Origin of the sequence: Pleurocapsa sp. PCC 7319 (genome assembly GCF_000332195.1) — a bacterium.
Lineage (GTDB): Bacteria > Cyanobacteriota > Cyanobacteriia > Cyanobacteriales > Xenococcaceae > Waterburya.
Genome location: NZ_KB235922.1, coordinates 4,596,920 through 4,610,823 on the forward strand (window position 1 = coordinate 4,596,920; position 13,904 = coordinate 4,610,823).

Sequence of the window (13,904 nt, forward strand, 5' to 3'; positions counted from 1 at the left end):
ATTTAAGTAGAGTTTCTATTTTCTCAATTTATAATGTTCAAACAGTTTGAATAATCAATGATTATTTTCTAAGTCATTGATGAATTGGCTGCATTGAATGTCAAGTAAATGTCAACTACCCAAACTTTGCCCGCAGATTTACAGGTAGATAATTTATAATGAACCATGAGTAGCTATTATCGAAAGTCAGCGCAAAAGAAATCCGTTTTGAAAGAGTTTAAGGTTTTGATTGTGTCGGTCATCATGTTCTGGGTGATCGAAATACTAGATTTTGTTGTCTTTAAAGGCAGCTTAGATCGCTATGGAATTCAGCCCCATAGTTTAATCGGTTTGAGAGGGATACTTTTCGCTCCCTTTCTTCATGGTGGATTTGGACATCTAATTGCTAATACAATCCCTTTTGTTACTTTGGGATGGTTAACTATGATCCAGGAAACCAGCGACTTTTATATTGTTTCTTTATTAAGTGCCATAGTCGGTGGTATCGGTGTTTGGGTTTTTGGCGCACCTACTTCGGTTCACATTGGTGCCAGCATTGTGATTTATGGCTATCTAGGCTTTTTATTGCTGCGGGGCTATTTTCAGAAAAATATTCCTTCGATAGCCTTATCAATATTTGTGGCTCTAGCTTATGGAGGCTTAGTTTGGGGTATATTTCCCTCTCAGATAGGAGTTTCTTGGCAGGGACATTTATTTGGCTTTATCGGTGGCGCGATCGCCGCTAAAATGATTGCTCAAGAAAAGAAATTTCGTGGATAAGCCTTCAAATAACTTCCAATGAATGGTTTCAAGCTGTTAGTTATTAACTTTATTTTCATGAAGAAAACGTAGATTATGTAAATAAGGTGTAACAACAGCAAAGATTGGATAAAGTTTACTGTCTTATAAGATACTTATGGAATAATCATATTAGCAATAATAAATTAAGTAATTTGTTATTGCTATCAACTCGGTAATATAGTTGAAGAAGCACACTCTATGAATGTGCTTCTTTTTTTACCTTTTTATATTGATTTATTGGAGAGTAGGTTGATAGGTTTTATGGCAATCTATTCTAGATAAACCTCCTAATTTAGAATTACTAATTTAGCGATTCACTGCCGTTAAAGCTCTCTGACTATTAGGTTTTTGAGCAATGGCTGGAGATACGGTATCTTCTATTAATAAGTTTCTGATTAACCTAGCTGCCATTTTCTGCGTTAATCTTTCTGCTACTTTTTGTCCCATTGCCTGAGTTTCCGGTTTGGTAATTATTTTGGCAACAATAGAAATTAAACGGGTGGGATCGAACCCTGGTGTTTGTTGCAAAATACCCACAATATTTTTGAGATGAGTAACAGTATAGGAATCTTCTCTAAATTCTACTGGAGTTTCTTGAACGGCTAAACCCACCTGTTGACGAAAAGCAGAAGAAATATTAAATAATGTTCTGCGTCCAAAACTATCAATTACGTTTACCAGTTCAGTAGCGATATTATCCCGAATAAATGCAGCGCGATCGCTATATAAGTAATCAAGAGCCTGATCTACTACACCATCAAAATCATAGTCTCGTGAATCGGTGGCATTTCTGAGTAGATTTTCCAGACGATGCCAACGGAAACCTTCTTCTTTAAACAGTAAATCTTTTAAAGATGCTCGTAATTCCGGCGCGGGATCGGTTAACAAGCGTTTAGCTATATAGGGATAGGCTTTACTAAGAACCTTAAATTCTGGTTCAATACCAATGGCAATTCCTTCCAAAGTAACCATAGAGCGAATAATTAAGGCGTAGTAAGCGGGTACAGTAAAAGGAAACTCGTACATCATTGCCGACATCTGATCGGTAATGCTTTTGAAGTTTAATTCTGCCACACTTGCCCCCAAAGCATTACCAAAAACATTCGCTAAAGCAGGCACAATGGGTGATAAGTTAGTGTCTGGGGTTAGAAAGTCTAATTTTACATAGTCATGTGATAGAGCTTCAAAATCACGATTCACCAAGTGAACCACTGCTTCAATTAAACCGTATCTTTGATAGGGTTTAATACGGCTCATCATGCCAAAGTCAAGGTAGGCTAACCTACCATCAGCCATTGCCAATAAATTTCCAGGATGAGGATCGGCGTGGAAGAAACCATGTTCCAAAAGCTGTCTGAGGGAACACTCTACTCCAACCTCAACTAGATGAGTTGCATCAATTCCTTGGGCTTGAACAGCTTCAATATCAGTCAGTTTAGTTCCATTAATCCACTCCATGGTCAGGACACGTTTACCTGTATATTCCCAATAAATTTTGGGTACATAGATTTCTTCTATATAGCCATAAAGCTCTTTAAACTTATCTGCGTTACGTCCTTCTTGGTTGTAGTTAGTTTCTTCAAAAATACGTTCTGCTAATTCATCAATAATGGCTCGCAAATTAGAACGTACTTGTTTTATATTATCCTGTATCCAACCAGCTATTCCCCGCATGATATAAATGTCAAGGGTAATACGACGTGTTAGATCGGGGCGTTGTACCTTTACAGCAACCTCTTCTCCTGTTTTTAATTTACCCTTATATACTTGCCCTAAAGATGCCGCGGCAATCGGCTGGGGGGAAAGCTCAGCGTAAATCTTTTCTGGAGGATTACCTAATTCTTCTTCAATGAAGCGAAAGGCTACATCATTAGGAAATGAAGGAATCTTATCTTGTAAAGTGGTTAATTCTTCTAAATAGACGGGAGGAACAACATCCGGTCTAGTAGATAGAGCCTGACCAATCTTAATGTATGCTGGTCCCAGTTTGGTTAAAATCCTAATTAATTGACGCGCTCGATTTTTCTGTTTTTGAATAGAGTTTCCCGTTAAACTATCCCACCAAATACCGATCGCAAAGGTGCAAAAAGGGAAGACAATATTAATCAATCTAGCTAATACTGTAAACGGACGATGACGATATCTGGCATTATTTGTTTCTGGGTTGTAACGCCAGTCGGCATCTGGCTCATCGTATGCTAAATCGGTGTCTTCATAGGTGTCAATCGTCTGGGATGGGACATTGATTGTTTCCAATTCTAGGGTTGATTTCTGGTGGGGCATAGATTTTAAGACTGACGCTAACAACACTTTGTAAATAATTGTAACAAGAGATTGAGAAAAACTACTCTATCTTTAGATTAAGGTTTAAATTGCTCTCTTGGGAATGGGGTATTACCGAATCTTTAAAAGCACTTTGAGTACCTTTGGGTAGAAGCTCTCAGAGAAGTGGACAAGCAAGTAGAAGCGAACACCAGATCTTCCCAAACTATTCATCTTCTTGACCACTACACTATATCTAGTGCTTACCACGGCAATTCCGATAGAGCTATCTTTTTTGTCGTGACCATCTTGAGGTGTGGTGAATTCAGGTTCTAAAATAATTACCTCTGGTCTCCCTGGAGCTACCAGGACTGGAGTAACAGAAGCTTATTTACTCGGCAGTTAGCATCGATATTAATTCAGTCACCCCTATGGCTAGACCCATGTTGCTCCCCAGGCAAAGGTTAATGCCTTTTAGTTTAGACTATTTGCTGTAGCACAATTAAAATCTATGATTTCAGTAAAAATCACCAGGTACTTTTTAATTATTTTAGTTAAAAAATAGTTTGTTGATTAATAGAGAAATATTCGAATTAACTGAGATCAGCTTGAGTTATGAATAAAAGTTGGTTTTGTTTAATGCACATTAGTGATTTAAAAGTATCTTTGCTGAATATCAATAACTTAGTATGATGAATTGAAAACAACGCTTTACTTTTTTGATTATTTTTTCACTACAACAAAATTCTTGCATATCGTTCAATAGTATTACGGAATAAAATCAGAGTATTAACTAGCTAATCATGAGTTTTTTGCGAAAATATACTTATGTTTTTTTAAGTTCTTTACTTGAAAAAAAGTAGATTTTTTCTAAAAATTGCCAGCCATTACAAGCTTTAAGAATATTTTTTTGCTGCTTAGGCAATTAAATAATTATTACGTATTTTTTACTAATAAAATACAAAATATTTTGTAGAAAAATACTATTGACATTTCTTAAACTATAAGCAAAATAGACTGTTAGTAGCGTGGAACTTAGTGTTGTTAATAAACATCAGTTTGTTCTATATTGCTCAAATTAAATTGAATATGATTTATCATATTACAGAGGGTTTTAGATTAAGTTTCATGAGTATTTTTAGGTCAAATTAACATTACAAATAGGGAGTATTAATTAATTATGTCAAGCATTGTTTCACCAGATAATACGACATCGTTGCAGGAAGTAATTAATCCTGATGGAGGATTCGATGTTGTTGGTCAACAAAATGAGGCAAATCTAATCGAAATCAGAGGTGATGCACCAGTTGGTATTGTAGGCGGTAAAGAAGGCGATGTAGTTACCACTGGTGCCGGTGATGCCGCGGTTTTCACGGGAGATGGAGACGACATTATCAATGGTGGTAGTGGAGATGATATCCTCAGAGGTGGCGAAGGAAATGATAATATCAAAGGCTTCGTTGGTGATGACTTCATTAGCGGTGGCGAAGGCGATGATGTAATCAGAGGTGGTTTCGGTAGTGATACTCTTAAAGGTGATGCTGGCGATGATATCTTTGAGTTTGCTGCTAGTGAATTTGAAGATGGTTCGCTTGACGAAATCAAAGACTTTAAAGCCGAAGGCGATGCTGATATGATCAAAATCTTTGATGGTACTGGCGAAATTGGTAGTGTCGAATACAACGATCAAACCGGTATTGTTTCTATCAATGGAACTGAGGCCATAGATATTGGTTCAGGTCAAGATATTACGATTGACGAGAATGACCAAGGTACTTGGGAGCTTTTCTAGGTAGAAGTTTGCTATTAAATCAGTAAAATTAGCTCATTTTTGATAGACCCACAACTTTTGTTGTGGGTCTAATAGTATTAGTGTGTCTATATTATTTAACTTAAAATTTTATTTAAGTGAAATTGGGGGATATATAGGCTAGTCTAGGTAAATTCAATCCTGGTTTAACTAAGATTGAATCATCAGCTAAATCACATCCATCTTGTAATTTTCAGTTTGGGTCATCCCTATTACCGTCAATGATCAGAGGCGAATCCTCAATCAAAAATATTAAATCTCTCTTTGCTCAGGGAGAATGGGAGCAGGTGATTAACATTTGCCAAAATGCGATCGCCAATGATCCCAATGCTATTGACTTTTATTTATATTTAGCAAAAACCTATACTCAACAAGAAGAATTCGCAGCAGCGATTAGTACTTATCAAAAATTGCTGGGAACTTCAGTAAATCAGGCAGAAATATATGCTGAGTTAGGTTTGCTACATAGTAGACAAAAGAAATTGGAGCGAGCAGTTTGGCATTATGAACAAGCCTTAGCCCTAAAACCAGACTGGGCAGAGCTACGCTACAACTTAGCAGTAGTACTTCATCAGTTGGGTAATTGGCAGGGGGCGATCGCAGCTTATAACAAAGCTGCTGAAATTAAACCAGACTATGCCGCGGTTTATTTTAACCTGGGGGTTATCTACGATCAAAAAGGAGAGTTAGAGGCGGCAATCGCTAGCTACGAAAAGGTTATTGCCATTCAGCCTGATTTCATTCGAGCTTACAGTAATTGGGGCAGTACTTTAGCTCGACAACAAGAATACGACCTGGCGATCGCAACTTTCAAACAGGGTCTAAATCTCGATCCAACTTGGGCAACCCTGCACAATAATTTGGGTCAAGTTTACTGGTTTAGTGACCAGCCTGGACTAGCTATCGATAGTTTTGAGACCGCTATTACTCTAGATCCTAAAATGGCGTTAGCTCATCATAACCTAGGAAGGTTATGGCAACAACAAGGTAATTCTCCCCAAGCAATTAGATGTTTTCGTAAGGTTATTGAACTAGAACCAAATAATGTTTTGGCATATAGTTACTGTTCAGATGTACTGCAAAAAATCGGTAATTTAGAAGTTGCGTTCGACTACTGGCGCCAAATAATTGAATTACAGCCGGAATTTGTTAATGCCTATTGTCAGCGAATTTTAACTTTAGAAGCAGAAGATTTGCTAGAAATAGCTAAAGTAGCTTGCGCTTGTTTTCTACAGGCTCTCAAACAAAATAATTATGCTGAAGCTTATCATCATCTGTGGCGTACCTATTATTTAATGGGAGATGTTTTATTTGAGTACGGAGGGATTGAGCAGGCTGCTATTTATTATCAACAAGCATTACAAATTAAGCCTCAGGAAGTAGAGACATATCTCAAGTTGGGCAACTGTTTAGCCAAGCAAAAACGATTAGATGCAGCAATAGCCATTTACCAAATTGGTCTGAATCTTGAACCAGAACACCCACAAATTTGTTTTCAGTTGGGTAAAGTTCTAGAGCGGACGAAAGATGCAGAACAAGCGATTGACTATTATGAGGCTGTTTTAAACCAACAACTAGATCAAATAGATCACTGGGATAATTTACCAAGTTTATTCCCAAGTGAGGCAAATTTAGCTTTACTTCCACAACAAATTTATCATTACACGCAGGATTGGATTAGAGATTGTCAGCTAGAAGATTTTAACTATGTTCAGGTTTTATGGGAAGACAATAATTCAAATTCAGGCTTCTTGCAGATAACGGGAACCAGGCAACCGACCAATATTAATACCAATATTTTGGATCAAAACCTTCGCCCCGACTGTGGTGGAGTTAACTGCAACACTTGTATGAGCAAGTTGGTCAAGTATTTTCAACCATTACAGATTGGCAAAAATGTTTATCAATGTTCTTTTCAAGAAGTTCCGCCTGTAAAAACTCCTCGTCCTTTTGTGGTTACTATTCCTCAAGGAAGAACTTGGATTGCCCCGCAAAAAAACTCTTGGATAATTTGTAATGCTATAGCGGTTATCACCCCTGATAACTATTTATTGGGAGATTTATCCCGAGATTATCCCTGGTTTTTACCAGAATGTCCTTACCAGGAGCGAACAGACCATACAGTTTTTAGTTTAGAAAAGATATCTTCAGTAGAAAAAATTACCGGCAAGGTGGCTCTTTTATCTAGTTTGGCGGGTCATGTTTACTATCACTGGATGTTTGATATTCTGCCTCGGATTGAGTTGATTAAACGTAGTGGAATCAATCCTAGTGAAATTGATTGGTTTGTGATCAATAGTCTCAGTAAGCCTTATCAACAAGAAACATTAAAGCTGCTAGGGATTCCCGCGATAAAAATTATCGAGAGCGATCGCCATAATCATATTCAAGCTACAGAATTGATCGTTCCTTCTTTTCCAGGATATTTGGATTGGGTTCCTGAAGGGACAATTAGGTTTCTCAGACAGACATTTCTACCTCATATCAATTTAACTCAGAAAAATGCTGGCAAAAAAATTTACGTTAGCCGAGCAAGATCTAAAAATAGACATCTTGTCAATGAGTTAGAAGTAAGTAATTTACTTCATAGTCAAGGATTTCAAACTGTTTTTTTAGAGGAGATGTCAGTTTTAGAACAGGTGGCAACATTTGCTAATGCTGAAATTATCGTGGCACCCCACGGCTCAGGATTGACTAATTTAGTTTTTTGTTCTCCTGATGCCAAAGTCATAGAACTTTTTTCTCCTAATTATGTTAGAACCGATTACTGGATGATCAGCCAAAAGTTACAACTGTTACATTATTATGTAATTGGACAAAGTTTCGACTGTTCGCCCTTGCGCAGTCTAATGTATCAAAATGCTCTAACAGAAGATATATTGGTCAATATCAATTCATTAAGGCTAATTTTAGAATATATTCAGTAGTCAGAGATTACTCCGCCTTGAAAAGACAGAGCCTCCTCTGACCGTTGATCAATTTATGCAAAATCACAGGTGTCACTCAACTGATTAATCTCTAAAATGGTCAATTATTTGCTGATTAGGGAGCAAATTAAGTAACAATCAACCAAAATTAATTATATTTTATCTGTGGATTCTAGCTATTTAGTTCAAGCAATTATAGAGTGTGAGCAGGCGGTAAAAGTAGAACCAAATGATCAACAAGACTGGCAAACTGCCTTTAGAAATTTAGGCAATCTGCTTCAGGGAATGGGTCAGTTTGATCGAGCAATTATTTGGCATTCTCTGGCTTTAGAAAATCAAGCAAATTTGGGAGAAGTATATTCTCAACTGGGAGAACTATATTTACTAGAAGAAAATTTGTCAGCAGCCCTAACGTCTTTTGAAACTGCCTTAAAGTTTTTGCCAAATTCCGCCAGAGTGTATTCAAGCTTGGCACAAATTAATGGTCAACTGCAACATAAAGAAGCTGAGATGGATTGTTGGTATCGGGCAACTGAAATCAATCCTAATCTAGTCAACCGCAGTGGGTATTATAAATTGGCTCAAGCTTTAGAAAAAGCAGGTAAAATTTCTGAGGCGATCGCTTGCTATCAAAAAGCTATGGCAGGAGATAACTTGTTAATTCCGGCAGCATACGATCTGGGAGCAATTTACCAACAGCAACGCCAGCTTGACAAAGCTCAAGATATTTATGAACAGATTTTGGCTGTTAAACCAGCAGAAGCTAGAGCGCAGTATAAATTAGGCGCAGTTTATCTCCAAAAGAGCTGCTTTGAACAGGCGATTGAGTGTTTTCGTCAAACGATAAAAAATGCCCCTGACTTTCCTTGGGCTTATCGTGATTTAGTCAAAACCTTTTTAATGCTGGAAAAATGGGACGAAGCGATTTCTACTTGTTATGCCATCCTGAATTTAGTCGAAGAATATTCTTGGGTTTACGTTCATTTGGGCAATGCCCTGAGAGAAAAAGGTCGATTGACTGAAGCCGCTACCAATTTTCAGAAAGCCTGTGAAGATCGTGGTTGGCATCAATGTGTAGCCAACGATTATTTTTTTACTCATGATAATTTTAGTTACCGTATTTCGATCTGGGAAGAAAATGTACAATCGCATTTGAAAGCATTTAATGCAGCAGAGGGAATTCATGCTTTAGAAGTAGGTTATTACCAAGGAATGTCTTGCTGCTGGATGCTAGATAAAATCTTGACCCATGAAACTGATCGACTTACCTGTATCGACAAAAACTATGATCGCCGATTTCAGGAAAATATTGTTAAAACTGGCTCGGAGTCTAAAGTAACTTTTTTAGCCGGAGATACTCATGAACTTCTGGCAACTTTAACTCCTAATAGTTTGGCTCTCATTAATCTTCAGGATCGCTCTAAATCAAGTCATCATTCGGAAAAGAATGCCTTATTAGCTTGGCAGCTTTTGCAGCCCAAGGGATTGATTATTTTTAACTATTACGGTTGGCGTAGTCCCACAGATGCCCAACAAAATCCCCAAGAGGGAATTGATCGATTTCTTAAGTCTATTCAAGGTCAATGGCAGCAAGTCTGTCGAGCTCCTCAAACCTATCAATTAATCATCCGTAAAATATAAGCTTTAAGCTGACACCATCAATTATTTTCTAATCTAATATTGCTGAATTAGCAATGAATAAACTTCCTGACTCTCCATTAAATTCAGACCAAATAAAACAAGAGATCGCCGAATGTGTTCAGCAAATAGCTACCAGTCCTCAACCAGCAGAAGTTCATGCTCATCTTGGTAAGTTATACGTTTTTCAACAACAATGGCAAGAGGCAAAAGCTTGTTACGAGCAAGCGGTCAAAATCAATCCTGAGTTAGCAGCTGCATATCTTAATTTGGCACAGATTTGGGAGAAGTTAGGTAATCAGAAAAAAGTTGCTCATAATCTGTTTTTAGCACTTAAACTAAGACCTCATGCCGCACCTGCAGAACAACATTATGAACTAGGTAAAACTCTACAATCACAAAATAAGCCTGGTAAAGCGATCGCTTCCTATCATCGAGCGATCAACATAAAACCCGACTTTTTGGCTGCTTATCAAAGTTTAAAAGCATTATTAATTCAACAAGGAAAAAATCAACGTGCCTTAGCAATATGCCGTCAAGGGGTTGCTCAAAATCCACAAAATCCGCAATTTCATCTCGCTTTAGGACAAGCATTGACCACTGCTGAGAAATGGCTTCAAGCTATTGATAGTTATCAAACAGCTTTAAAGCTAGATCCTAATTTACCCGAAGCATATTGTTATTTAGGACAAGCCTTAATTCAAATAAAAAAGTATGCTCAGGCTCAAGAATGCTATCAACAGGCGATCGCTTTACAAACAGATTACTGGGAAGCATACTATCAACTAGGTCTGATGTGGCAAGACCAAGAACAATGGGAACAAGCGATCGCTGTCTATAAGGTATTCAGAGCAATTAAACCCAAGTTTGCGATTACTTTGCTCAATATGGGTTTAATCTATCGCTATTTAGAGCAATATGATTCAGCAATTGCTGCTTACCGGGAGGCAATTAGTATTATTACCGATTTATCCGAAGAAACTACAGCTTTTACTGGCTATCAACAAACTTTAGCGGAAAATCCCCAGAAATCAGCAGATTTATATTACCAACTAGGTAAACTGCTGAGGGCCAAGGGGCGTTTCCCAGAGGCGATCGCTGCATATAAAAACTCAATTAAGCTCGACTCCAACTTTAAACACGCCTATATTGATCTGCAATATACCCCGATTGCCTCAGAACAACTAACTAAGTTATCAGAATTCTATCGTCAGATAGTAATTGAGCATCCTAATATTACTATCGCCTGGGGGAATTTGGGAGACGCTCTTACCCAGCAAGATCGCGTTACAGAAGCGATCGACTGTTATCGAACTGGTTGTTACCAAGAAGCAATTCATGCTTATCCTTATTTGGCTAAATTAGATTGGAAAGAACAAAAAGAATGTGGACCAGACTTTATTATTGCTGGAGCATCTAAGAGTGGAACATCTTCTATTCACTATTATCTGAGTCGCCACCCCCAAATTTTACTCTCTCATAAAAAAGAAATCGATTTTTATCGCAAGAATTTTCAGCGAGGAATTGAATGGTATTTGGCTCATTTTCCCACCCTTACTGACAGGGAGGACTTTTTGACCGGAGAAGCTACACCCAACTACCTGCGTTTTCCTGAGGTAGCTCAAAGGATTAAAGATACTTTTCCTCAGGTTAAAATTATTATTCTGCTGAGAAATCCTGCAGATAGAGCAATTTCTTGGCACTACCACAAATTAAATACTGGCTTGACTAATCAAGATTTGGCATCTGCGATCGCAGAAGAAATAGAGAGATTGGCTTCAGTCAGCGAAACAGAAATTATTAATACTGGTTATTACAATCCAGATAACATTTTAAGTAGTCTGTATATTTATAAACTTAAACCGTGGATTGAATTATTGGGGAGAGAACAGTTCCTAATTTTAAAAAGTGAAGAATTTTATAGCAATCCTCACAGAATTATGGCAAAAGTCTTTAAGTTTTTAGGCTTACCTAACTGTCCTTTGGAAAACTATCCCCAAGTCAACGCTGGCTCTTATAACCAAGTGGATTCAGATTTAAGAGAAACTTTAGTTAATTACTTTGCTCCTTATAATCAACAATTAGAAGAATATTTGGATATTAAATTTGATTGGAATTAGTTGCTCTTTACCAAAAATTATAACTAATCAATAATGGATCTCATTGTTAATACTTCTCGGGCAATTCTAATTTTAGCTTTCAAAGAAGATATTTCAGGGCGGCCATGACCATCTATCCCATAATAGCTATCAAAAACCGACTGATTATCACTTCCTTTTTTAGTAAATCTTGATACATACATCTGGTAAAAATCAAAATTTCTTTGATATAAACGATCATTAATATTAGCTAAGATGTAAATATTTGGCACACTGTTAATCTCTTGTTGAAATCGATACGTACAAGAAATTTGCTCTCCAAATTGTTCTAATAGTTTTTTAGGCTTATTAAATCCAAAGCAAAAGTTCATCAAGTTTGCTCTATATTGAATAGATATCTGACTATTTACTGCTAAAACATTGACTTTTTGCTTGAAGTAAGTGCTACTAAGTAATGCACCAAATGTGCCAGCTGAAGACCCAAATAGCAAAGTATTGTTAGCACTAATACCTGATAATTTGCCAATATTCTCTACTATCTCACCTATTAATTTAACAAAATTTATTTCTGAAGAACCAACATAATAACTGGAAGTAATATCTGGTATAAAATGACCAGGATCGCTGATGCTAATAACTGATATATCATCATTAGCAAAAGCAGAAAGACAGCCTTCAAAACCTATTTTCTCTTGGTTTAAATTATAGTTCTCGGGACGTAAGTTTTTGTATTTTTGATTAGCACTTTGAAAATATACATTTAATTGATCTGACGGATTTTTGAGATAACAAAAAATGTAAAAAAAAGGAAAGTTGTACAATTGTTTCCCTTCAGGAAAATATATTTTATAGACTACAGGCTCTCCAATGTAAATATCTTTTCTTTCTATATTTCTTGATGCTTTATTGAGTTCGATTTCTCTAAATATTTTAGGAATGTAACCAAAAATTTGTTGATTGTACTGCCTAGAATTTACTTTTAGAGAATAGGTAAGTAATTTGGCGATATTATAAAACTGCTTTTGCTGTTTGAAATATTCAAATTTGCTTTGTATATTTTCTACTAAAGCTATTGAATCTGTATTCATCATGATTATTGTACAGAAAAATCAACTTGTTTATATCTGGTTGAACATAGCAGTATGTAGATAAATAAAGGTACGCTTCATGGAGCTCAAATCATTTAGCTCATCAATATTGCGCGTGCCTAATTTACCTGAAATATCGCCATCTTTAAGCTAATTGCAAAGTTCAATTGCCAGTTTGACTATTTGTAGTTATAACTTTTATTGATCAATATTCAATAACCATGCCTGATAAAAAACCTCAATTACCCAAAAAACTGAATTTAGGTAGAATTGCCAGATCTCAAGAAGCTAAAGCCCCAAAAGGAGTAGAGAAAGGCAAAATAGAAACTAACTGGAAAGATATTAACTGGACACCTACAAAGTTAGGTATGGTAATAGTTGCCTTGGGTATTCCTTACCTAGTTGCAATTGTTGTCTGTTTTGCTGTGGGGAATAATCTAATTGCTGGAACTTTAATTGGTATAGCAGTATTAGTGGGGCTAATGTTTTTGGCTTTACGTTTTATTGAACAACTTTAGAAGCGAAAGATTGATTAGTCCCAACTTCCTTTATTTATCACGCCATCATTAATTCCAAGTCCCAATCAGCTACAATTTGAGCTAGTTCTCTCGTATTTGTCAAATCAGTTAGGTAAGGCAAAATTCCTATAATAGGTACTTGAGTTAAAGATTGAATTAAATTAATAGGAGTTAAGTCTTCTATTTTAGATTCCGCGTCTGTTTGCGGACAGTTGAGAATGATCCCTTTGAGATTAATCTTAAGACTCCGAGCCAGAGCAACATTAGCCACTGTATTAGCGATCGCTCCTAGCCGAACAGGAACTACTAGCACTGTTGGTAAACGCCAATCGGCAGCAATATTGCCCACAATTAATTCCTTAGTTACAGGAGAACCCAAACCACCCAAGCTTTCTAACAAGACTAAATCAGATTTTTGCTGCGCAATCTTAAATTCTTGCCAGATTTTACCCAAGTCAATTATTTTATTTTCCTTGGCTGCGGCGATCGGAGGAGCAACAGGAGTAGATAAACAACAAGGAGCGAGTACCTCAATAAATTCGGTGTCAGCAAACAGACGATTATATAATTCCCAATCTCCTGAACCTGTTTGAATTAGCTTAAATATACTTAAAAGAGTTTGAGAGTTCTTTTGCTGAGTAATTTTATACTGTTGCCAGTAAGCAGCTAAAGATATGGTGACAAAAGTTTTACCTACATCAGTATCTGTTCCTGCAATCAATAATGCTGTCATAAGTTTAGAAGTTGTTAATTTACTTGTATACGTATCTTCCTGTGATAAC

9 protein-coding genes are annotated in these 13,904 nt (G+C 36.8%); 6 read left to right on the top strand and 3 right to left on the bottom strand.

The features are described 5' to 3' along the window. The first annotated feature begins 165 nt into the window (after positions 1–165). Complete coding sequence (locus PLEUR7319_RS0124935; protein WP_019507952.1) at positions 166–759, top strand: rhomboid family intramembrane serine protease; 594 nt, start codon at positions 166–168, stop codon at positions 757–759. Positions 760–1,086: 327 nt separating this feature from the next. Here PLEUR7319_RS0124935 and PLEUR7319_RS0124940 read toward each other — a convergent pair whose 3' ends face one another. Next, positions 1,087–3,063, bottom strand: a complete 1,977-nt coding sequence (locus tag PLEUR7319_RS0124940; RefSeq protein ID WP_019507953.1) for an AarF/ABC1/UbiB kinase family protein — start codon at positions 3,061–3,063, stop codon at positions 1,087–1,089. Between the two features lie 1,159 nt (positions 3,064–4,222). Between PLEUR7319_RS0124940 and PLEUR7319_RS40910 the strand changes: the two genes are divergently transcribed. The 4 genes from PLEUR7319_RS40910 (at position 4,223) to PLEUR7319_RS0124960 (ending at position 11,537) form a co-directional block, all read left to right on the top strand. Then, positions 4,223–4,834 (top strand): calcium-binding protein, encoded by a 612-nt coding sequence (locus PLEUR7319_RS40910; RefSeq protein ID WP_019507954.1) that lies wholly within the window; start codon positions 4,223–4,225, stop codon positions 4,832–4,834. Between the two features lie 239 nt (positions 4,835–5,073). Next, positions 5,074–7,779, top strand: coding sequence for a tetratricopeptide repeat protein (locus tag PLEUR7319_RS0124950; protein WP_019507955.1), 2,706 nt, complete (start codon positions 5,074–5,076; stop codon positions 7,777–7,779). Between the two features lie 165 nt (positions 7,780–7,944). Then, positions 7,945–9,420 carry a tetratricopeptide repeat protein gene (locus PLEUR7319_RS0124955; RefSeq protein ID WP_019507956.1) on the top strand — a complete coding sequence of 492 codons (1,476 nt, stop codon included), beginning with the start codon at positions 7,945–7,947 and terminating at the stop codon, positions 9,418–9,420. A 53-nt stretch (positions 9,421–9,473) separates the two neighbouring features. Beyond that, positions 9,474–11,537: a tetratricopeptide repeat protein gene (locus tag PLEUR7319_RS0124960; protein WP_019507957.1), complete on the top strand. Its 2,064-nt coding sequence runs from the start codon at positions 9,474–9,476 to the stop codon at positions 11,535–11,537. A gap of 23 nt (positions 11,538–11,560) precedes the next feature. On the opposite strand, the gene PLEUR7319_RS0124965 is transcribed toward PLEUR7319_RS0124960, so the two are convergent. Further along, complete coding sequence (locus tag PLEUR7319_RS0124965; RefSeq protein ID WP_019507958.1) at positions 11,561–12,607, bottom strand: hypothetical protein; 1,047 nt, start codon at positions 12,605–12,607, stop codon at positions 11,561–11,563. A 218-nt stretch (positions 12,608–12,825) separates the two neighbouring features. On the opposite strand from PLEUR7319_RS0124965, the gene PLEUR7319_RS0124970 reads away from it, so the two are divergent. Continuing rightward, the gene (locus tag PLEUR7319_RS0124970) at positions 12,826–13,122 is read left to right on the top strand and encodes a hypothetical protein (RefSeq protein WP_019507959.1); all 297 of its coding nucleotides are present in this window, start codon (positions 12,826–12,828) and stop codon (positions 13,120–13,122) included. A 37-nt stretch (positions 13,123–13,159) separates the two neighbouring features. Here PLEUR7319_RS0124970 and bioD read toward each other — a convergent pair whose 3' ends face one another. Next, positions 13,160–13,855: a dethiobiotin synthase gene (gene bioD, locus PLEUR7319_RS0124975; RefSeq protein WP_019507960.1), complete on the bottom strand. Its 696-nt coding sequence runs from the start codon at positions 13,853–13,855 to the stop codon at positions 13,160–13,162. Between the last annotated feature and the right edge of the window lie 49 nt (positions 13,856–13,904).

Excerpts from the sequence above, each read along its gene's own strand:
- PLEUR7319_RS0124935 (WP_019507952.1), top strand. The coding sequence starts at position 166 with ATGAGTAGCTATTATCGAAAGTCAGCGCAAAAGAAATCCGTTTTGAAA.
- PLEUR7319_RS0124950 (WP_019507955.1), top strand. The coding sequence starts at position 5,074 with ATGATCAGAGGCGAATCCTCAATCAAAAATATTAAATCTCTCTTTGCT.
- PLEUR7319_RS0124970 (WP_019507959.1), top strand. The coding sequence starts at position 12,826 with ATGCCTGATAAAAAACCTCAATTACCCAAAAAACTGAATTTAGGTAGA.
- PLEUR7319_RS0124940 (WP_019507953.1), bottom strand. The coding sequence starts at position 3,063 with ATGCCCCACCAGAAATCAACCCTAGAATTGGAAACAATCAATGTCCCA.
- PLEUR7319_RS0124960 (WP_019507957.1), top strand. The coding sequence starts at position 9,474 with ATGAATAAACTTCCTGACTCTCCATTAAATTCAGACCAAATAAAACAA.
- PLEUR7319_RS40910 (WP_019507954.1), top strand. The coding sequence starts at position 4,223 with ATGTCAAGCATTGTTTCACCAGATAATACGACATCGTTGCAGGAAGTA.
- PLEUR7319_RS0124965 (WP_019507958.1), bottom strand. The coding sequence starts at position 12,607 with ATGATGAATACAGATTCAATAGCTTTAGTAGAAAATATACAAAGCAAA.
- bioD (WP_019507960.1), bottom strand. The coding sequence starts at position 13,855 with ATGACAGCATTATTGATTGCAGGAACAGATACTGATGTAGGTAAAACT.